This window comes from Mycobacterium sp. URHD0025 (genome assembly GCF_000426065.1).
GTDB lineage: Bacteria > Actinomycetota > Actinomycetes > Mycobacteriales > Mycobacteriaceae > Mycobacterium.
The window spans coordinates 1-19,980 of record NZ_AUEQ01000017.1 but is presented as its reverse complement, the minus strand read 5'-3'; the positions used below and the strand labels follow the sequence as shown (position 1 = coordinate 19,980).

The 19,980-nt window shown below is 66.1% G+C and carries 16 protein-coding genes, 3 tRNA genes and 1 pseudogene; 10 read left to right on the top strand and 10 right to left on the bottom strand.

The genetic code is table 11. The features are described from left to right. Positions 1-1,070: 1,070 nt before the first annotated feature. Positions 1,071-1,153 (bottom strand) — tRNA-Leu (locus H977_RS0125275). Positions 1,154-1,426: 273 nt separating this feature from the next. Between H977_RS0125275 and H977_RS0125270 the strand changes: the two genes are divergently transcribed. The 7 genes from H977_RS0125270 (at position 1,427) to pknB (ending at position 11,162) form a co-directional block, all read left to right on the top strand. Then, positions 1,427-2,869 carry an FHA domain-containing protein gene (locus H977_RS0125270; RefSeq protein WP_029110476.1) on the top strand — a complete coding sequence of 481 codons (1,443 nt, stop codon included), beginning with the start codon at positions 1,427-1,429 and terminating at the stop codon, positions 2,867-2,869. Positions 2,870-3,000: 131 nt separating this feature from the next. After that, positions 3,001-3,468, top strand: coding sequence for an FHA domain-containing protein FhaB/FipA (locus H977_RS0125265; protein WP_029110475.1), 468 nt, complete (start codon positions 3,001-3,003; stop codon positions 3,466-3,468). 85 nt (positions 3,469-3,553) lie between these two features. After that, positions 3,554-5,071: a PP2C family protein-serine/threonine phosphatase gene (locus H977_RS0125260; RefSeq protein ID WP_029110474.1), complete on the top strand. Its 1,518-nt coding sequence runs from the start codon at positions 3,554-3,556 to the stop codon at positions 5,069-5,071. Beyond that, a complete protein-coding gene (locus H977_RS0125255; protein WP_029110473.1) occupies positions 5,068-6,483 on the top strand; it encodes an FtsW/RodA/SpoVE family cell cycle protein in 1,416 nt (471 codons plus the stop codon). Before H977_RS0125260 ends, H977_RS0125255 begins: the two co-directional genes overlap by 4 nt. After that, the gene (gene pbpA / locus H977_RS0125250; protein WP_029110472.1) at positions 6,480-7,955 is read left to right on the top strand and encodes a D,D-transpeptidase PbpA; all 1,476 of its coding nucleotides are present in this window, start codon (positions 6,480-6,482) and stop codon (positions 7,953-7,955) included. Before H977_RS0125255 ends, pbpA begins: the two co-directional genes overlap by 4 nt. Positions 7,956-8,016: 61 nt before the next feature. Next, entirely contained in the window at positions 8,017-9,294 is a 1,278-nt protein-coding gene (locus H977_RS0125245; protein WP_029110471.1) for a protein kinase domain-containing protein, read from the top strand. Further along, complete coding sequence (gene pknB, locus H977_RS0125240) at positions 9,291-11,162, top strand: Stk1 family PASTA domain-containing Ser/Thr kinase (protein WP_029110470.1); 1,872 nt, start codon at positions 9,291-9,293, stop codon at positions 11,160-11,162. The genes H977_RS0125245 and pknB overlap by 4 nt, the downstream gene beginning before the upstream one ends. Here pknB and H977_RS0125235 read toward each other — a convergent pair. Both H977_RS0125235 and H977_RS0125230 read right to left on the bottom strand, forming a co-directional pair. Continuing rightward, a complete protein-coding gene (locus H977_RS0125235; RefSeq protein WP_029110469.1) occupies positions 11,140-11,814 on the bottom strand; it encodes an aminodeoxychorismate/anthranilate synthase component II in 675 nt (224 codons plus the stop codon). The two genes, pknB and H977_RS0125235, sit on opposite strands and share 23 nt — an antisense overlap. Before the next feature lie 31 nt (positions 11,815-11,845). After that, on the bottom strand, positions 11,846-12,595 hold the full coding sequence (locus tag H977_RS0125230) for a DUF881 domain-containing protein (RefSeq protein WP_029110468.1): 750 nt from the start codon (positions 12,593-12,595) through the stop codon (positions 11,846-11,848). 94 nt (positions 12,596-12,689) lie between these two features. Between H977_RS0125230 and crgA the strand changes: the two genes are divergently transcribed. Both crgA and H977_RS0125220 read left to right on the top strand, forming a co-directional pair. Continuing rightward, the gene (gene crgA, locus H977_RS0125225; protein WP_029110467.1) at positions 12,690-12,974 is read left to right on the top strand and encodes a cell division protein CrgA; all 285 of its coding nucleotides are present in this window, start codon (positions 12,690-12,692) and stop codon (positions 12,972-12,974) included. A 155-nt stretch (positions 12,975-13,129) separates the two neighbouring features. Then, the gene (locus H977_RS0125220; protein WP_029110466.1) at positions 13,130-13,546 is read left to right on the top strand and encodes a PH domain-containing protein; all 417 of its coding nucleotides are present in this window, start codon (positions 13,130-13,132) and stop codon (positions 13,544-13,546) included. Between the two features lie 77 nt (positions 13,547-13,623). Here H977_RS0125220 and H977_RS0125215 read toward each other — a convergent pair whose 3' ends face one another. Further along, positions 13,624-14,169, bottom strand: coding sequence for a peptidylprolyl isomerase (locus H977_RS0125215; RefSeq protein ID WP_081681845.1), 546 nt, complete (start codon positions 14,167-14,169; stop codon positions 13,624-13,626). A 128-nt stretch (positions 14,170-14,297) separates the two neighbouring features. Between H977_RS0125215 and cwsA the strand changes: the two genes are divergently transcribed. After that, positions 14,298-14,696, top strand: coding sequence for a cell wall synthesis protein CwsA (gene cwsA, locus H977_RS0125210; RefSeq protein WP_029110464.1), 399 nt, complete (start codon positions 14,298-14,300; stop codon positions 14,694-14,696). A 20-nt stretch (positions 14,697-14,716) separates the two neighbouring features. Here the strand turns inward: cwsA and H977_RS36265 are convergent. From H977_RS36265 to H977_RS0125175, 6 genes and pseudogenes are all read right to left on the bottom strand, one after another. Next, positions 14,717-14,914: pseudogene (locus H977_RS36265) on the bottom strand (hypothetical protein); the annotation flags it as partial. Positions 14,915-15,453: 539 nt separating this feature from the next. Then, positions 15,454-15,526: transfer RNA gene (locus H977_RS0125195), tRNA-Ala, on the bottom strand. A gap of 155 nt (positions 15,527-15,681) precedes the next feature. Next, positions 15,682-15,755 (bottom strand) — tRNA-Ile (locus H977_RS0125190). Between the two features lie 56 nt (positions 15,756-15,811). After that, positions 15,812-16,738: a DUF3566 domain-containing protein gene (locus H977_RS0125185; RefSeq protein ID WP_029110461.1), complete on the bottom strand. Its 927-nt coding sequence runs from the start codon at positions 16,736-16,738 to the stop codon at positions 15,812-15,814. A gap of 52 nt (positions 16,739-16,790) precedes the next feature. Further along, entirely contained in the window at positions 16,791-19,295 is a 2,505-nt protein-coding gene (gene gyrA / locus H977_RS0125180; protein ID WP_029110460.1) for a DNA gyrase subunit A, read from the bottom strand. A gap of 35 nt (positions 19,296-19,330) precedes the next feature. Further along, positions 19,331-19,980, bottom strand: a 650-nt coding sequence (locus tag H977_RS0125175; protein WP_029110459.1) for a toprim domain-containing protein, incomplete at its 5' end; no start/stop codon positions are given.

Below are 19,980 nucleotides of genomic sequence, written 5' to 3'. Positions count from 1 at the left end.
AGTTCCGCCGGGGGTCGTTTCTGGCGAACACGGATCCGAAGGTCGAGTGGTTGCTGCAAGGACAGAGATCGGGATGGAAAGCCTCCGTCACCGCCGCCGCGGGATCGTCGCCGACCCGGGACGTACGCCTTGGCGACTGCCGGCTCAGCGGACTTCGCACGCCGTGCACCGGGCAGCGCCACGCAAACGGTGGCCGACGATCCAACGGGTATCTCCGACGGCGAGCGTGGGTTCGGTTAGATCGAGACTTCCCGAGCCTCGGCACTATCAGCCGACATGGCGACTATGTGAATTGAGGTATGACCGGCCACGAAGGTACCCAGGCCGCCGCAGTCTGTTCCACCGCGGGCGAGTTTCGGTACATCCCATTCAATTCGCTCGACCGGCTCGCTCATTGTCCAGGCTCGACCAGTGTTGCCAGGCCGCGCGATCGCATCGCGGTAGATACGAACAAGACGATCGCTTCGCTACGACTGGTTTCTCATTCTGCCAGTTAATTGCGATAGTTCCCGCTGTATTGCCTCGCCTTTCTTGCTCAAGCTCTGGCGTAACAGCATCTTTGTGTGCGGAGGGCGTCTGCGGTCATGGAAAGCGCACCGGGTGCGTGATTTCTCGGGTTGGCCAATATGTGTTTTGCGGCGCCCGCCGACATCGTCGAGTTCCGTTCATGGCGACGTACAGCGCGCTCGATTCACGAGACATTGGGAGATTCCGAGTTCATCTTCGTGCCTGGTCGGCTCATTATCTACTCCATTAAGCGCGTGGGATCTTTTGACCTGATTCTGAGCGGACCAGGCCAGTCCAATATGCGGCACCTTATGGCCGGCGAATAAAAGCCGTCGTGTTTCTCGGAAGGGTGAAAGCACGTTGACGTCGCCTATTGCACACTCAAATCCCGATGATGTGGCAGCCGGCGCGATGACACGACGCGCTATCTGGGTGTCCGCGGGAATCCGACGGTCACCGAGGTATGTGTGGGATTTCGCTCCCGATGTCCGCTCAAAGACAAAGGCCGCGAACTCGTTGGAGTTCGCGGCCTTTGTGCCTGCGGTTCCTAGAACCGCTCGCTGTGGGCGAAGGGGGACTTGAACCCCCACGTCCCGAAGGACACTGGCACCTGAAGCCAGCGCGTCTGCCATTCCGCCACTCGCCCGAATGACCGAGGCAGCGTAACACTGCGAGCGCACCGTTCCCAAACCGCCCGATCAGCGGGCCGCCAAGGGCCTGTCTGGTTGTCAGGAAATCCTTAACCTCATCTAGATCAGGTCACTGACCTGCATCGATCGGATTCTCAGAGTTCTGTTGGTCCCGCATTACGGCACCAGGCCGATACCATGCTTGTGAGCAGTGTGGCCAGAGCGACACGCGGGAGCACGGGTGACCGTGACGAGACGACGTACGACAACGAGAAAAGGCGGGCGGTGACATGGGTCTGGTCGACCGCATCGAACGCAAACTCGAATCGACCGTCGGCGACGCGTTCGCCCGGGTCTTCGGCGGCTCGATAGTGCCCCAGGAAGTAGAGACAGCGTTGTGCCGGGAAGCCGAGTCCCGAGCCCGTACCGTGGCCGGTGGACAAGTTTTGGCACCGAACGACTACAGAATTACCCTCAGTGGCACTGACTATCAGAAAGTAAGCGCCGATACTGACCTGACCTCGACCGCGTTCGCCAAACATCTGGGGGGATTCATTCGTGATCAGGGGTGGCAAACGTATGGTGATGTGGTCGTTAGATTCGAGCAATCACCTAACTTGCACACCGGACAGTTCCGCGCACACGGCGCGGTCAACCCCGATTCGACCGCTGGCGAATCCGCGCGAGCCCACGGCGACCATGCGTTCACCGCAGAATCAGGAGAACCACCTATGACCGATAACCCGAATTACCGCGGCGGCCAGGGACAAGGGCGGCCCGGCGACGAGTATTACGACGAGCGCTACGGCCATCCGCAGGATGACCCCCGCGCCGGCCAGTATCCGCCGGAGCAGGGCGGCTACCCCCCGCAGGAGCCGGGTGGCTATCCGCCCCCGCCGCCGCCGCGTGGTGGGTACCCCGCCGAGCGGGGTGGTTATCCGGATCAGGGCGGTTATCCGGACCAGGGTGGCTACCCCGATCAGGGCGGCTACCCGGACCAGGGTGGCTACCCCCCGCAGTCGTACGAGCAGCAGCGTCCGCCTGCCGGTCACGGCGGTCCGCCGGGCGGCGGTTATGACCGTGGCTACGGTGGCCCGCAGGGCGGTGGTTACGGCCAGCCCGCACCGGGCGGCCAGCCCGGTTACGGCGGCGGCGAGTACGACTACGGACGCCAGGACCCGCGCCAGGGCGGCGGCTACCCGGAGCAGGGTGGATACGGCGGCCCGCCGCAGCCTTACGGGCGCCAGGAGTACGGCCAGCAGCAGGATTATGGCCGTGGCTATGCCGAGCCCCAGCAGGGCGGCTATCCCGAGCAGGGCTACGGCGAGCCCGGGTATGGCGAGCCGGCCGGCTACGGCGGCGGCGAGTACGGCGCACCGCAGGGCGGCCAGCCCGGTTACGGGGCGCCGCAGGGCGGCTACGGCGGTGGCGACTATGCCGCCGGCGGCGCCGCGGTCACCCTCCAGCTCGACGACGGTAGTGGCCGCACGTACCAGCTGCGCGAAGGCGCCAATGTGATCGGCCGCGGTCAGGACGCCCAGTTCCGGCTCCCCGACACCGGTGTCTCTCGCCGGCATCTGGAGATCCGCTGGGACGGGCAGGTCGCGTTGCTGTCAGATCTCAACTCCACCAACGGCACCACGGTGAACAACGCACCGGTGCAGGAGTGGCAGCTGGCCGACGGCGACGTGATCCGGCTGGGCCATTCCGAGATCATCGTGCGCGTGCACTGAGCGTCTGAGACCGGACACACCTGAGTGGCAAGCACCCCGCTTCGCCCTCACGGCTATCGCCGTCCAAGTATCGTGACGTTGCCGACGGTAGCTGAGCGATACCACTGGGGCGGATACGGAGAGGACGTCAGATGCAGGGGTTAGTGCTGCAACTGACACGTGTCGGATTCCTCCTGCTGCTGTGGCTGTTCATCTGGTCGGTGCTGCGCATCCTGCGGACCGATATCTATGCGCCGACGGGCGCGGTGATGGTCCGCCGAGGTTTGGCTCTCCGCGGTTCCCTGCTGCCGAGCCGGGACCGACGCCATATCGCGCGGCAATTGGTGGTCACCGAGGGCGCACTGGCCGGAACCCGCATCACGCTGGGTGCACAGCCGGTGTTGATCGGCCGTGCCGACGACTCCACTCTTGTGCTCACCGATGATTACGCTTCGACGCGCCACGCCCGGCTCTCGCCACGAGGTTCGGAGTGGTACGTGGAGGACCTAGGATCGACCAACGGCACATACCTTGACAGGGCGAAGGTGACAACAGCGGTAAGGGTTTCGATCGGAACACCGGTTCGAATCGGTAAGACGGTAATCGAGTTGCGTCCGTGACGCCGCGCACGCGAGGAGCAGATAAGACACTGCGCACGCGAGGAGCAAGATCGATACCGCGCACGCGAGGAGCACGAGACACACCATGACCCTCGTTCTCCGATATGCCGCGCGCAGTGATCGCGGGCTGGTTCGCGCCAACAATGAGGACTCGGTCTATGCCGGGGCGCGGTTGCTGGCGCTGGCCGACGGAATGGGCGGCCACGCCGCTGGTGAGGTGGCCTCGCAGCTGGTGATCGCGGCGCTGGCTCATCTCGACGACGACGAGCCCGGCGGCGATCTGCTCAGCAAGCTCAATGCCGCAGTCGGCCAAGGCAATGCCGCGATCGCGGCCCATGTGGAGGCCGACCCCGAACTGGAAGGCATGGGCACGACGCTCACCGCGATCCTGTTCGCGGGCAACCGGCTCGGCCTGGTCCACATCGGCGATTCGCGCGGCTACCTTCTGCGCGACGGCGAGCTGACACAGATCACCAAGGACGACACGTTCGTCCAGACGCTGGTGGACGAGGGCCGCATCACCGCCGAGGAGGCCCACAGCCATCCGCAGCGCTCACTGATCATGCGGGCGCTGACCGGGCACGAGGTCGAGCCGACCTTGATCATGCGCGAGGCCAAAGCCGGTGATCGCTACCTGCTCTGCTCGGACGGTCTGTCCGATCCGGTCAGCCACGAGACCATCCACGAGGCGTTGCAGATCGAGGATGTCGCCGAGAGCGCCGATCGGCTGATCGAGTTGGCGCTGCGCGGGGGCGGCCCGGACAACGTCACCGTGGTGGTGGCCGACGTCGTCGACTACGACTACGGGCAGACGCAGCCGATCCTGGCCGGTGCCGTATCGGGAGACGACGATCAGAGTGTGCCGCCGGATACGGCCGCCGGACGGGCCTCGGCGTTCAATCCCCGCCGTAATGAACCCAAGCGGGTGGTTCCACAGCCGTCCGAGCCGGAGCGCCGGCCACGATCTCGTCGGCGGATCCTGATCGCCGCGGTGCTGCTGGTGCTGGTGCTCATCGGGGGGCTGGCGATCGGCCGGGAGATCATCCGCAACAACTATTACGTGGCCGAGCACGAGGGCACCGTGTCGATCATGCGGGGCGTACAGGGCTCTTTTCTGGGCATCTCGCTGCAGGAGCCCTACCGTCTGGGTTGTCTCAACGCCCGCAACGACCTGTCGCTCATCAGCGCCGACGACAGTCAGGCCAACCGTGACTGCCGGTTGATGGCGATCGATGATCTGCGTCCCTCGGAACGGGCCTCGGTGAAGGCCGGTCTGATCGGCGGGAGCCAGGACGAGGCCATCGAGCAGATCACCAAACTGGCCCGCGGCTCCGTCCTCCCGGTCTGCGCGCCGCGCACCCCGGCCACGACGTCGAAGCCCGCCCCGACACCCGGCCCGTCACCATCACCGTCGTCCGGTGTGACGCCGACGCCGGCCCCGACGCCCAGCGCGGAGCCGCCGGCCCCCGAGACGCCCGCGCCTGAAACACCGGTTCCCGGCGCTCCCGGAACCGCGCCTGCCCCGACCCCGGCACCGCCGACTGTGACCGCACTGCCTCCTCCACCACCCGAACCGGGGACGAACTGCAGAGCTGTGTCATGACGACTCAACCCCAGTCACCGGTTACCGTCGTGCCGCCGCTACCCAATCGGCGCAATGCGGAACTGCTGCTTCTGGGGTTCGCGGCCTTGATCACCATGGTCGCGCTGCTGATCGTGGAGGCCAACCAGGAACAAGGGCTGAGCTGGGACCTGGCTCGCCACGTCATCACGTTCATCGTCCTGATGGGCGCCGCGCACCTGGCCGTGCGACGGTTCGCGCCCTACGCCGACCCGCTGCTGCTGCCGGTCGTGGCACTGCTCAACGGGCTGGGCCTGGTGATGATCCACCGGTTGGACCTGGCCAAGGGCGAGCTGACCTCCGACGGGCTCGGCGGCAGCGCCAATCAGCAGATGATGTGGACGCTGGTCGGTGTCATCGGGTTCTCCGTCGTGGTGGCGCTGCTGACCGATCACCGCATGCTGGCCCGGTACGGATATATCTGCGCGTTGAGCGGCCTTGTGCTGCTTGTCATTCCGGCGTTGCTCCCGACGAAGTACTCCGAGCAGTACGGCGCCAAGATCTGGATCCAGTTCCCGGGCTTCTCGATTCAGCCCGCCGAGTTCTCCAAGATCCTGCTGCTGATCTTCTTCGCCGCGGTGCTGGTGGCCAAGCGCGATCTGTTCACCAGTGCGGGTAAACACTTCCTCGGACTCGACCTGCCGCGGCCTCGCGACCTGGCTCCGCTGCTGCTGGCCTGGGCCGCCTCGGTGGGCGTGATGGTTTTCGAAAAGGATTTGGGCACTTCACTTCTGCTGTACGCATCATTTCTGGTGCTGGTCTACATCGCGACCGAGCGGCTCAGCTGGGTGGTGCTCGGGCTTGCCCTGTTCGCCGCGGGAAGCGTTGTGGCATATCAGGTTTTCGGCCACGTCAGGGTGCGGGTGGAGAACTGGCTGGACCCGTTCGCCGATCCTGACGGTGCCGGTTACCAGATGGTGCAGTCCCTGTTCAGCTTCGCCACGGGCGGCATCTTCGGCACCGGTCTGGGCAACGGACAGCCCGGGACCGTGCCCGCAGCCGCCACCGATTTCATCATCGCCGCGATCGGCGAGGAGCTCGGATTGGTCGGGCTGGCAGGCGTTCTCATGCTCTACACGATCCTGATCATCCGCGGCATGCGTACGGCCATCGCGGTACGCGACAGCTTCGGCAAGCTCTTGGCCGCCGGGCTGGCCTCGACGCTGGCCATTCAGTTGTTCATCGTCGTCGGCGGAGTCACCAAACTGATCCCGTTGACCGGCCTGACCACCCCGTGGATGTCGTACGGCGGCTCGTCGCTGCTGGCCAACTACATCCTGCTGGCCATCCTGGTGCGCATCTCACATTCCGCGCGCCGGCCCATCACCACCACGCCGACGCCGAACCCCACACCCATCGCCGCGGCCAGCACCGAGGTGATCGAGAAGGTATGAACACCTCCCTGCGCCGGGTGGCAGTCACGATCATGGTGCTGATCGTGCTGCTGTTGGCCAATGCCACCATCACCCAGGTCTTCGTCGCCGACGGGTTACGCGCCGACCCGCGCAATCAGCGGGTCCTGCTCGACGAGTACTCGCGCCAGCGGGGCCAGATCACCGCGGGCGGCCAGCTGCTGGCCTATTCGGTGGCGACCGACGGCCGGTTCCGGTTCCTGCGGACCTACCCCAATCCCGAGGCCTACGCCCCGGTGACGGGCTTCTACTCCCTCGGTTATTCGAGCACCGGGCTGGAGCGGGCCGAGGACACCATCCTCAACGGCTCCGATGAACGGCTGTTCGGGCGCCGGCTGGCCGATTTCTTCACCGGCCGTGACCCCCGCGGGGGGAACGTCGACACCACGATCAAACCTCAGGTCCAGCAGGCCGCCTGGGATGCGCTGCAGCACGGCTGCGACGGCCCCTGCAAGGGCTCGGTGGTGGCCCTTGAGCCCTCGACCGGCAAGATCCTGGCCATGGCGTCGTCCCCGTCGTACGACCCCAACCAGCTCGCCACCCACGATCTGAACGCCCAGAGCCAGACCTGGCAGCAGCTGCGCGACAACGACGAGTCGCCCTTGCTCAACCGCGCCATCTCGGAGACCTACCCGCCCGGCTCGACGTTCAAGGTGATCACCACCGCCGCCGCGCTGCAGGCCGGCAGCACCCCGGACACCCAGCTCACCGCGGCGTCGAGGATTCCGCTGCCCGACAGCACCGCCACGCTGGAGAACTTCGGCGGGGCGTCGTGCGGGCCCGGCCCCACAGCCTCGCTGCGGGAGGCGTTCGCCAAGTCGTGCAACACCGCGTTCGTCGAGCTGGGCATCAAGACGGGTGCCGACAAGCTCAAGGCCACCGCCCAGGCGTTCGGGCTCGACTCACCTCCGCCGGCCATCCCGCTGCAGGTGGCCGAATCCACCACCGGACCCATCTCCGACGGCGCGGCGCTCGGCATGTCCAGCATCGGACAGCGCGATGTCGCATTGACGCCGCTGCAGAACGCGCAGGTGGCTGCGACCATCGCGAATGACGGCATAGCCATGCGCCCGTATCTTGTGGATAGCCTAAAAGGACCCGACCTGACCACGATCGCCACCACCGCGCCCGCCCAAGAGCGCCGGGCGGTGTCACCCCAGGTCGCAGCTACACTTACGGACTTGATGGTCGCCGCCGAGCAGGTGACTCAGCAGAAGGGAGCCATCGCCGGCGTGCAGATCGCTTCGAAGACCGGTACGGCAGAGCACGGGACGGATCCCCGTAACACTCCGCCGCATGCCTGGTATATCGCATTCGCACCGGCCAGCGACCCCAAGGTCGCGGTCTCGGTGTTGATCGAGGACGGCGGGGACCGGTTGTCGGCCACCGGCGGCGCACTCGCCGCCCCGATCGGACGCGCCACCATCGCGGCGGCGCTGCGGGAGGATTCATGAGCGACGCTTGCGAGCGAATCATCGTCTCGGAATGCGTCAACCGAGCTTGCGAGGTGGACGCATGAGTCCGCGGGTTGGAGTCACGCTCTCCGGGCGGTACCGGCTGCAGCGCCTGATCGCCACCGGCGGCATGGGCCAGGTCTGGGAGGCCGTCGACTCGCGGCTGGGCCGACGGGTCGCGGTCAAGGTACTCAAGGCCGAGTTCTCCACCGACGCCGAGTTCGTCGAGCGATTCCGGGCCGAGGCCCGCACCGTGGCCATGCTCAACCACCCCGGCATCGCCAGTGTGTACGACTATGGCGAGACGGAGTTGGACGACGCGGGCCGTACTGCGTATCTGGTGATGGAGTTGATCAACGGCGAGCCGTTGAACTCGGTGCTCAAGCGCACGGGCCGGCTGTCGTTGCGCCACGCCCTGGACATGCTCGAGCAGACCGGGCGGGCGCTGCAGGTCGCCCACACCGCGGGTCTGGTGCACCGCGACGTGAAACCCGGCAACATCCTGATCACCCCGACCGGCCAGGTGAAGCTGACCGATTTCGGTATCGCCAAGGCCGTCGACGCCGCCCCGGTCACCCAGACCGGCATGGTGATGGGCACCGCCCAGTACATCGCCCCCGAGCAGGCCCTCGGCCATGACGCCACCGCGGCCAGTGACGTGTATTCACTGGGAGTCGTTGGCTACGAATCGGTTTCGGGCAAGCGCCCGTTCACCGGCGATGGTGCGCTGACGGTGGCCATGAAGCACATCAAAGAGACGCCGCCCCCGTTGCCCGCCGATCTGCCGCCGAACGTCCGCGAGCTGATCGAGATCACCCTGGTGAAGAACCCGGGGATGCGTTACAAGTCGGGCGGCCCGTTCGCCGACGCGGTCGCCGCGGTGCGCTCAGGCCGCCGTCCACCACGTCCCAATCAGGCTCCGACGCTGGGCCGAGCTGCTCCCGCCGCGGTGCCTTCGGCCGCACAAGCGCGCGCCGCGGCCGACCTCTCGGGCCGCACACCGGTGACGGCCACCCGGGCAAGACCGACCACGGCCGCACACCGGCCCGCGCCGCCGGCACGGCGCACGTTCTCGTCGGGTCAGCGGGCCCTGCTGTGGGCCGCCGGCGTACTCGGTGCGCTGGCCATCGTGATCGCCATCCTGATCGTGCTCAATGCGCAGGACCGCAAGGATCAGCAGCAGTCACCACCGCCTACGGTCACCGACACGGTGACCCAGACGACCCCGTACCAGACGCCGGCAGCGTTGCCGGCCCTGGCCTTCCACGTGATCGTGCCCAGAGAAGCCGGGGCTGACGCTCCGGCCGCATCGCGGGCACCGGAACAGATACTGCGATGACGACGCCTCAGCACCTCTCCGACCGATATGAACTCGGTGAAATCCTCGGCTTCGGCGGCATGTCCGAAGTTCACATCGCCCGCGACACTCGGCTGCACCGTGATGTCGCGGTCAAGGTGCTGCGCGCCGATCTGGCCCGCGATCCCAGCTTCTATCTGCGGTTCCGCCGCGAAGCGCAGAACGCGGCCGCACTGAACCATCCCGCGATCGTGGCGGTGTACGACACCGGCGAGGCCGAAACTCCCAATGGGCCACTGCCCTACATCGTCATGGAATACGTGGACGGTGTGACGCTGCGCGACATCGTGCACACCGAGGGTCCGATCCCACCGAAGCGCGCGATCGAGATCATCGCCGACGCCTGCCAGGCCCTGAACTTCAGCCACCAGCACGGCATCGTGCACCGGGACGTGAAGCCGGCCAACATCATGATCAGCAAGAACAACGCTGTGAAGGTGATGGACTTCGGTATCGCGCGCGCCCTGGCCGATACCGGCAACAGCGTCACGCAAACCGCTGCGGTGATCGGCACCGCGCAATACCTCTCACCCGAGCAGGCCCGCGGTGAGACCGTCGACGCCCGCTCCGACGTCTATTCGTTGGGCTGCGTGCTCTACGAAATCCTCACGGGGGAACCACCTTTCATCGGCGACTCACCGGTGGCGGTGGCCTATCAGCATGTCCGCGAGGATCCGGTCCCGCCGTCGCAACGGCACACCGGCATCTCCCCGGAGCTCGATGCGGTGGTGCTGAAGGCGCTGGCGAAGAACCCGGACAACCGCTACCAGACCGCCGCGGAGATGCGCACGGATCTGATCCGGGTGCACAGCGGTGAGGCTCCCGAGGCGCCCAAGGTGTTCACCGAGTCCGAGCGGACCTCGATGATGAACTCCGGACCGATGCTGACCCAGGGTGGTCCCGCGCCCACGCAGAACCTGGTGGTGCCCCGCCCGGCCGACCGCAACGCCTCGGTGGCGCGCTGGTTGATCGCGGTCGCGGTGCTGGCGGTGTTGACCGTGGTGGTGACGGTGGCGATCAACATGTTCGACGGCAAGTCCCGTGACGTCCAGGTGCCGGACGTGAGTGGTCAGCGTTCGGCCGACGCCGTCGCCGCGCTGCAGAACCGGGGCTTCAAGACGCGCACCGAGGGCAAAGAAGACAACAAGGTTCCGCCGGAGATCGTGATCGGCACCGATCCGGCGGCCAACAGCATGGTGGCAGCCGGCGACGAGATCACCGTGAACGTCTCCCGGGGACCGGAACAGAAACTCATCCCCGACGTCGCGGGCCTGACGCCTTCTCAGGCCAGGCAGAAGCTCAAGGACGCCGGGTTCGAGAAGGTCAAGGAGTCCACGAGCCCGTCGACGCCCGAGCAGAAGGGCCGGGTGCTGGCCACCAACCCGCCGGCCAATCAGACCGCGGGGATCATCTACGAGGTCACGCTCGTGGTGGGTTCGGGTCCGGAAGACACCGTGGTGCCGGATTGCAAGGGCCAGAGCGCCGATGTGTGCAAGCAGATCCTCACCGCGTCGGGATTCACCAATACCGTGGTGATCGAGGTCGACAACACCGCACCGGCGGGTCAGGTGGTGGATACCGAGCCGACCGCCGGTACGTCGGTGCCCAAGGACACCCCGATCCAGATCCACGTCTCGAGGGGCAACCAGTTCGTCATGCCCAACCTGGTCGGGCAGTTCTGGGATGACGCCTACCAGCGCCTGAGCGCGCTCGGCTGGACGGGTGTCCTGGACAAGGGGGCGGACGTGCGCGACAGCGGTCAGCGCACCAACGCCGTGGTCACCCAGAGTCCGCCTGCCGGCACCGGGGTGAACCGCGACGCGCGGATCACGCTGAGCTTCGCGTCGTAGCCGCCGCTACGGCGCGGGCCACCTCGGCTTCGAGGGTGGCCACCAGGTGTTCCTCGGGAGCGGCACCGCACACGCCCAGCCAGTTGGCCAGCATGCGGTGCCCGCCCTGGGTGAGGATCGACTCGGGGTGGAATTGCACGCCGTGGATGGGCAGCTCCCGATGACGCACGGCCATGATGACACCGCCGTCGGTCTGGCCGATGACCTCGAGCTCGTCGGGCACGGTCTCGGGCAGGATCGTCAGAGAGTGGTAGCGAGTCGCGGTGAACGGATCCGGAAGTCCTTTGAGCACTCCGGCATCGGCGTGATGCACGACGCTCGTCTTGCCGTGCAGCAGTTCAGGTGCGCGGTCGACGGTGCCGCCGAAGGCCACGCCGATGGCCTGGTGGCCGAGGCATACGCCCAGCAGGGGAGTACCGGCCGCGGCGCAGGCGCGCACCAGCGGGATCGTGGCCCCGGCTCGTTCCGGGGTGCCGGGGCCCGGACTCAGCAGGACGCCGTCGAAGTCGGCTGCCACCGTGGCGAGGTCGGCCTCGGTGGCCAGGCGGTCGTCGTCGTTACGCCACACCTGCGCGTCCACCCCGAGCTGACCCAGATACTGGACCAGGTTGAAGACGAAGCTGTCATAGTTGTCGACGACCAGAACCCGCATCGACTCAGGTTACCGGCCCCACGAAACGGGATTAATAGCCGACGGGGCCCGCGGGTTTCGCGTAGCGCATCCGCAGCGGCTCGTTGTGTCCGACGAGTTCGACCTCGGCCCGGGGTTCTTCGACGTAGCCCAATCCGAACCGCACCACGTACTGCTTGTAGAGCGTGACGTTCGGAGCCGCCGCCAGGGCGGCCTGCATGGCGGCGGCGTCGCCGATCGCGGTGATCACGTAGGGCGGGCTGTAGGTGCGGCCGTTGAGCAGCAGGGTGTTGCCGACGCAGCGAGGGGCCGAGGTGGCGATGATGCGCTGGTCCTGCATCTGGATGCCCTCGGCACCGGCGCTCCACAGCGCGTTCAAGACGGCCTGGATGTCCTGTTGGTGCACCACCAGATCGTCGGGGGAGGCGTCGCGGGGAAAGCGGCCCTGGGCGTCGCGCTGGGCGTCGTTGAGCGTCACGACCAGGCCGGGTCCGCGCATCGGGACTGTGCCCGCGTCGGCGGCCAGCTCGGCCGAGCGCCGGGTGATGGCCCCGAGTGCCGCGTGTGATTCGGGGGATCCGCCGTGATGGCTGTCGATCTCCGTGGACAGCGAATCGCGCTGCACGGTCAGCCTGTCGACCGACTGCTGGGCCTCGCGGACCAGGTCGACCAGCCGCGGTGCATCGCTGCGGCGGATCTCGTCGCCGCCCGAGACGCCGTGGGTGGCGGCCAGCAGCAAGCCGGCGGCCAGGCAGACAGCCGGGACGCCGAAGCGCCACGGGGATCGATCCTGTTGGTCCATCGCTGTCTCTCTCCGACGTGCAGCTACGTTAGGCTCGTGAGGCATCCTGCCTCATCGTCGCACCGTGTGACGCCGACTGTCCGCGAAGGTACCCATGCCCAAGTCCAAAGTCCGTAAGAAGAACGATTTCACCATCAAGGCGGTGAGCCGGACCCCGGTCAAGGTGAAAGCCGGGCCGTCGAGTGTGTGGTTCGTCGCGCTGTTCATCGGCCTCATGTTGTTCGGCCTGCTTTGGCTGCTCGTGTTCCAGCTGGCCGCCACCAACCCGGTCGACACCCCGTCCTTCCTCCAATGGATGGCTGACTTGGGTCCGTGGAACTACGCGATCGCCTTTGCCTTCATGATCAGTGGGCTGTTGCTCACGATGCGCTGGCGCTGACCCCGGACGACGTCATAATGAATTCATCTTACGTTTTCAGCGTTACCGGTTCAGCAACCTCGGCGATGCTCAATCACATCGTTGTGATTCATCCCCATTGGGGATAGCACCTGTGGATAACTCCATTAGTCGCGGTAAGAGGGTGTGAAGAACCCGTGCAGCAAACTTGTTGGGGCCCACCTGCCGCCGGAGTCGCTGGTTGCGGCATAGCCGGAGTTACGATGGCTATCGCAGCTGTGACCCTGATCACAGACCCACCCGGACGTGTTCTTGCCGGCATAGCTGGAGTGGGATTGCTCACGTTCGCAACATTGTCGTGGCGGGCAAGGCCCAAACTGGCAATTAACCAAGACAGTCTCACGGTCGCCGGCTGGTGGCAGACCCGGACTTATCGTCGCAATGACATCCGGAAGATTCGCATCACGGAGTTCCGCCGGATCGCCCGCAAGGTCCGATTGCTCGAGATCGACACCACCGATGACCGGTTGGTGGTCCTGACGCGGTGGGATCTCGGAACGGACCCTCTCGACGTCCTGGATGCGCTCACAGAGGCCGGTTTCGCGGCCAGGTGAGGTAAAGGACCCCACACAACACGCGACGCCCCCGTAGGCCGGGGGCGTCGCGCATTTGTATGTGCGGGATTGACCCGTTATGACACGGTGACCGACTCGACCACGACCGGTTCCGACGGACGGTCCGAGCGATCGGTGGGCGTGGACGCGATCGCGTCGACGACCTTCTGCGACTCGGGATCCACAACCTCACCGAAAATGGTGTGCTTGCGGTTCAGGTGCGGGGTCTTGCCGACGGTGATGAAGAACTGAGAGCCGTTGGTGCCCGGCCCGGCGTTCGCCATGGCCAGCAGGTACGGCTTGTCGAACTGCAACTCTGGGTGGAACTCGTCGGCGAACTGGTAGCCCGGGCCACCACGACCCGTGCCGGTCGGATCGCCGCCCTGGATCATGAAGCCGTCGATCACCCGGTGGAACACCGCCCCGTCGTAGAACGGACCGGACGTGCTGCCCGACGCGTTCTCGGTGCTGTAGTCCTTGGTGCCCTGCGCCAAGCCGACGAAGTTGGCCACGGTCTTCGGAGCGTGGTTTCCGAACAGTGCGATCTTGATATCGCCGCGGTTGGTGTGCAGTGTCGCCGTCGCGGTCTGAATGGGGCTCGTCACGGCTACCCAGTCTGCCATCCCGTGAGCCGGTGGCCGTCAGATACCCCACCAACGCCCCCAGACCCGCGAAGAGATGGCAATCTGGATCTCAGCCGACAAACCCGGCCACAGCTCACCTCCGCCGCCAGTGCCCAGAAAGGTGCCAGATGACCGCGAACGTCGATACCCGCTTGGCCCCCCGTCAGCGCCTAGCCCGCGGCTTGAAATACAGCACAGTCGGTCCGGTTGACGTGACCCGCGGAGTGGTGGGCATCAGCGCCAACACCGTGTCCACCGCGGCGGCCGGTCTGCGCAAGCGTTACGAGTCGGGCAAGCTGCGCCGTCAGCTCGCCGCAGCCGCTCAGGCGGTGGCAGCGCTGCCCGAGGTACTGCAGGAGGCCGCGGCGCCGCCGCAGCCGAAGCGGCGCCGTCGACCACTGCTCATCGCCGCGGTCGCCGCGGCGGTTCTGGCAGGGGGAGCGGTCACGTTCTCGATCGTGCGACGGTCCATGCGCCCGGAGCCGTCGGCACTCCCGCCGAGCGTCGAGGTCAGCCCGAAGCCCTGACGCCATAGCGACGCCGGCCGCTAGCCGTCTCCGTCGTCGCCCGCGCCGTGATTGGGATTGGTGCAGATCGTGCCCTCACACGGGACATCTGACCCGTCACCGTTCGGATTGGGCATCACCGCGCCACCGTTCTCGTCCGGGTTGTCCCCGGCACCGTGGTTCGGGTTCGTGCAGATCGTGCCCTCACACGGCACGTCTGACCCGTCACCGTTCGGATTGGGCATCACCGCGCCACCGTTCTCGTCCGGGTTGTCCCCGGCACCGTGGTTCGGGTTGGTGCAGATGGTCCCCTCACACGGCACCATCGACCCGTCCCCATTGGGGTTGGGCATCATCGGCACCGTCGAGGTGGCAGGCGCCCCCGGCTTCTGCGGAGCCGCCGGGGCCGTGGGCGCGTGGCTCGACGAGGTCGTCGGCGTCTGGGTCTCGGAGGGGGCCTTTTGGCTGCTTTCGGTACCGCATGCAGCACTGCAGAGTACGAGTGCTGCCGCGACGGGAATTACCTTGTGCAAACACTTCATGTACGCCGACGCTATCAATTGACACTGGAATTCTCGGGGCATTGCCGAAGTCTCACTGGAACTGTTTGTGTCACAACATGATTCACGTGAAACGGTGCCACCGCCCACGCTCGACCGAAAACCGACCCGTCACAAGGCAAACCCTGAACACCGACAAACGACCGCGACGCGATCACGAAGAACAAAAGCGGCCCCGGTGGCTGACACCGGAACCGCTCATGACGTTCTTTGAATTGTGGAGCCTAGGAGATTCGAACTCCTGACATCTGCCTTGCAAAGGCAGCGCTCTACCAACTGAGCTAAGGCCCCGTATTCGGCCGGGGCGGCTCTACGTCCGCCTCGTGCCAAACTTCTTCACCGTGGCGCGATCGCCAGGCGATCACCGCCACGGCTGCGATGCCGGCCATAAGCACAAAACGCATGGCGCAACCTCTTCCGATGATCACCGGTTACACCGGGTGTCGTGGGCCTAGGAGGACTCGAACCTCCGACCTCTTCGTTATCAGCGAAGCGCTCTAACCGCCTGAGCTATAGGCCCGAAAATTGGGATCGACCGAGCGCAGAGATTACCGCACCGGGCCTCAGACTCCCAAATCAATCCCGGTCGGCCAGCGTTACCTCGACTCCACCGACCAGATCGGTGGTCAGGTTGTAGATGAAGGCACCGATGGTGGCCATCGCACACAACACCACGATGTTCACGAGGCCGACGAGCGCCGCCCCTCCGAAGATCGTTCCGCTGGAGACCAATTCGCCGCCCGAAGCGCCGCTGGCGCTGGTCAGCAGGTCCCCGACATTGCTGTTGAGCTTGCTCCACACGCCCATGGCACCCAGCACCAGGTAGAGGAAAGCGACCGCGATCATCCATACGAAGAACAGCACGACCGACAGCACCAGTGAGACCTTGAGCACAGTCCACGGGTCAACCCGGCGGATCTGCATGCTGGCCCGGACCGGGCCCTGATGCGCGGTGCGGCCGGCCACCTGGATCCGGGTGGTCGGAGTGTTGCTCGAGGACCTGGCGGCAGGACTTTCCGACGACGCCTTGCGTTGCGCGGGCCGCGGCGACGGTCCGGACAGGTCCGGAATCTCGCTCGCATAGGCCTCGGACCGCACCGGCTCGTTACGCGACGCCGAGGGAGCGGGCGAACCAGACGAACCCGACGACGCCGGCCGGGCCGGGCGCGCTTGCTGTTCGGTCTCCTGGCTCTCCGTTCCGGCGACGAATCGTTGCAGTCGGGCTTCCACACCGGGGGAGTGGGAGCCCGCCGTACGGACGCTCTCGTCGCGGGGCTCGGTTGCCGGCTGCGGCGTGGTCCTGCCGGTCCCGCCGGTCCCGCGCTGCCACGGCGGGACCTCGCCGGTCTCGGTGATCTGACCGCCCGCGGCCCGTGCCTGAACGCCGGTGGACTTGCTCGCGGTCGAGCCGCTCTCGGCTCCGGAGGCCCCGGTACCCGAGCCGTTGGTGCTGCCGGGCCGGTCGCCCGCTCGCGGGTACCCCGGCTCGCTCGGTGAACTCACCTAACAGCTCCTTAGCTCAGGCCGAGGTCCGCGTCGGGCCTCGGCGACGGCGTCATGCCTCGTCGGACTCGTCACCATCCGGATCCGAGTCCTCCTCGGCGTTGCGCGCAATCGCAATCAGTGTGTCGCCGTCGCCCAGGTTCATCAAGCGGACACCCTTGGTCTGGCGCCCAGCCTTGCGAACCTGACGTGCGGCGGTCCGGATCACGCCGCCACCGGAGGTGATGGCGTACAGCTCCGTCTCGTCATCGACGATCAGCGCTCCGACCAGACTGCCACGTTTGCGGTCGTACTGGATCGTCAGGATGCCTTTGCCACCGCGGCCCTGAACCGTGTACTCGTCGATCGCGGTGCGCTTGGCATAGCCGCCCGCCGTCGCGACCAGCAGATATGTATCCGGTTGGACCACGTTGAGGGACAGCAGCCGGTCATCCTCGTTGAACCGCATGCCCTGCACACCCGAGGTGGCCCGGCCCATCGGCCGCAGCGCTTCATCGGTCGCCGAGAACCGGATCGATTGGCCGTTCGCACTGACCAGCAGCAGATCGTCGTCCGCCGAGCACAGCACCGCACCGACCAGTTCGTCACCGTCGCGCAGGTTGACTGCCACGATGCCGCCGGAACGGTTGGAGTCGAAGTCGACCAGCTTGGATTTCTTGACCAGCCCGTTGCGGGTCGCCAGCACCAGGTACGGCGCATCCTCGTAGCTCTGAATCTGGATCACCTGGGCGATGCGCTCCTCCGGCTGGAATGCCAGCAAGTTCGCCACGTGCTGACCGCGTGCGGTCCGCGAGGCCTCCGGAAGGTCGTACGCCTTGGCCCGGTACACCCGGCCCTGCGTGGTGAAGAACAGGATCCAGTCGTGGGTCGAGCAGACGAAGAAGTGGTTGACGATGTCGTCGGCTTTGAGCCCCGCGCCCTGAACGCCCTTGCCGCCGCGCTTCTGGCTGCGGTAGAGGTCGGTCTTGGTGCGCTTGGCGTATCCCGTCTCGGTGATGGTGACCACCACCTCCTCGCGGGCGATCAGATCTTCGTCGCTCACGTCGCCGTCGGCCGGAACGATCCGGGTGCGACGGTCATCGCCGTGCTTCTCGACGATCTCGGCCAGTTCGTCGTGGACGATCGCCCGCTGACGTTCGGGTTTGGCCAGGATGTCCTCGAGGTCGGCGATCTCGGCCTCGATCTTGGCCAGATCGTCGACGATCTTCTGGCGCTCCAGGGCAGCGAGCCGGCGCAGCTGCATGTCCAGGATCGCCTGGGCCTGGATCTCGTCGATGTCGAGCAGCTCGATCAGCCCGGCGCGCGCGATCTCGACGGTTTGCGAAGCGCGGATCAACGCGATCACTTCATCGAGTGCGTCGAGCGCCTTGACGAGACCGCGCAGGATGTGGGCGCGTTCGTTGGCCTTGCGGAGCCGGTAGGTGGTCCGGCGGACGATCACATCGAGCTGGTGTGTGACGTAGTGCCGGATCATCTGATCCAGACGCAAGGTGCGCGGCACACCGTCGACGATCGACAGCATGTTGGCACCGAAGGACGTCTGCAGCTGGGTGTGCTTGTAGAGGTTGTTCAGCACCACCTTCGCGACGGCATCGCGCTTGAGCTCCACCACGATCCGCAGACCCACGCGGTCGCTGGACTGGTCCTCGATGTTGGAGATCCCGCCCAGCTTGCCGTCGCGCACCTGCTCGGCGATCGAGGTGATGAAGTTGTCGTGGTTGACCTGGTAGGGCAGTTCGGTGATGACGATGCCGGTACGGCCCCGGCTGTCCTCTTCGATCTCCACCACGCCGCGCATCCGGATCGAGCCGCGGCCCGTGGTATAGGCGTCGTGGATACCTTGCGATCCGACGATCAAGCCGCTGGTGGGGAAGTCGGGCCCCTTGACCCGTTCGCACATCGCGGCCAGCGTCGTCTCTTCATCGGCCTCGTGATTGTCCAGGCACCAGTACACGGCTTCGGCCAACTCCCGCAGGTTGTGCGGGGGGATGTTGGTGGCCATGCCGACTGCGATGCCGCCGGAACCGTTGGCCAGCAGGTTGGGGAACCGGCTCGGCAGGACGGTGGGCTCTTGCACCCGGCCGTCGTAGTTCGGGATGAAATCGACTGTCTCCTCGTCGATCTCACGCAGCATTTCCATGGCCAGCGGGGTCAACCGTGCCTCGGTGTACCTCATGGCGGCCGCGGGGTCGTTACCCGGCGAACCGAAGTTGCCCTGCCCGTCGACCAGCGGGTAGCGCAGCGACCACGGCTGGGCCATGCGAACCAGGGTGTCGTAGATCGACGAATCACCGTGCGGGTGATAGTTACCCATCGTCTCGGCGACCGAGCGGGCCGACTTCGCGTGGCTGCGATCGGGCCGGAAACCGGAGTCGTACATTGCGTACAGCACGCGGCGGTGCACCGGCTTGAGGCCGTCGCGAACCTCGGGCAGCGCCCGCCCCACGATCACGCTCATCGCGTAATCGATGTAGCTGCGCTGCATTTCGTGCTGGATGTCAACCGGCTCGATGCGGTCGCCGGCTTCGCCGCCGGGCGGCAGGGTGGTGTCAGTCATGTGATCCTCGGTTGTCTATCGAGCCGGTGGATGTCTTAAACGTCCAGGAAGCGAACATCTTTGGCGTTGCGCGTGATGAAGCTGCGCCGCGCCTCGACGTCTTCGCCCATGAGGATGGAGAACAGTTCGTCGGCCGCAGCGGCATCGTCAAGCGTCACCTGACGCAATACCCGCACCGTCGGGTCCATCGTGGTCTCCCACAGTTCCTTGGCATCCATCTCGCCGAGACCCTTGTAGCGCTGGATCCCGTCGTCGACGTTGATCCGCTTGCCCGCCGCCTTGCCCGCCTCGAGCAGGCCGTCCCGCTCGCGGTCTGAGTAGGCGAACTCCGGTTCCTGACGCTGCCACTTGAGCTTGTACAGCGGCGGCTGGGCCAGGAAGATGTGGCCGTGCTCGACCAGCGGTTTCATGAAGCGGAACAGCAGGGTCAGCAGCAGGGTCGAGATGTGCTGGCCGTCGACATCGGCGTCGGCCATCAACACGATCTTGTGATACCGCAGCTTGCTGAGGTCGAACTCGTCGTGGATGCCGGTTCCCAGGGCGGTGATGATGGCCTGGACTTCGGTGTTCTTCAAAACCCGGTCGATGCGGGCCTTTTCGACGTTGATGATCTTGCCGCGCAGCGGCAGGATGGCCTGGAACATCGAGTCCCGGCCGCTCTTGGCCGAGCCGCCGGCCGAATCGC

What these genes read in the sequence shown, in the direction of transcription:
- pknB (WP_029110470.1), top strand. Translation starts at nt 9,291, where the DNA reads ATGACGACGCCTCAGCACCTCTCCGACCGATATGAACTCGGTGAAATC.
- H977_RS0125215 (WP_081681845.1), bottom strand. Translation starts at nt 14,169, where the DNA reads ATGGCAGACTGGGTAGCCGTGACGAGCCCCATTCAGACCGCGACGGCG.
- H977_RS0125230 (WP_029110468.1), bottom strand. Translation starts at nt 12,595, where the DNA reads ATGGACCAACAGGATCGATCCCCGTGGCGCTTCGGCGTCCCGGCTGTC.
- H977_RS0125260 (WP_029110474.1), top strand. Translation starts at nt 3,554, where the DNA reads ATGACCCTCGTTCTCCGATATGCCGCGCGCAGTGATCGCGGGCTGGTT.
- H977_RS0125235 (WP_029110469.1), bottom strand. Translation starts at nt 11,814, where the DNA reads ATGCGGGTTCTGGTCGTCGACAACTATGACAGCTTCGTCTTCAACCTG.
- pbpA (WP_029110472.1), top strand. Translation starts at nt 6,480, where the DNA reads ATGAACACCTCCCTGCGCCGGGTGGCAGTCACGATCATGGTGCTGATC.
- H977_RS0125255 (WP_029110473.1), top strand. Translation starts at nt 5,068, where the DNA reads ATGACGACTCAACCCCAGTCACCGGTTACCGTCGTGCCGCCGCTACCC.
- H977_RS0125270 (WP_029110476.1), top strand. Translation starts at nt 1,427, where the DNA reads ATGGGTCTGGTCGACCGCATCGAACGCAAACTCGAATCGACCGTCGGC.
- cwsA (WP_029110464.1), top strand. Translation starts at nt 14,298, where the DNA reads ATGACCGCGAACGTCGATACCCGCTTGGCCCCCCGTCAGCGCCTAGCC.
- H977_RS0125245 (WP_029110471.1), top strand. Translation starts at nt 8,017, where the DNA reads ATGAGTCCGCGGGTTGGAGTCACGCTCTCCGGGCGGTACCGGCTGCAG.
- H977_RS0125265 (WP_029110475.1), top strand. Translation starts at nt 3,001, where the DNA reads ATGCAGGGGTTAGTGCTGCAACTGACACGTGTCGGATTCCTCCTGCTG.
- crgA (WP_029110467.1), top strand. Translation starts at nt 12,690, where the DNA reads ATGCCCAAGTCCAAAGTCCGTAAGAAGAACGATTTCACCATCAAGGCG.
- gyrA (WP_029110460.1), bottom strand. Translation starts at nt 19,295, where the DNA reads ATGACTGACACCACCCTGCCGCCCGGCGGCGAAGCCGGCGACCGCATC.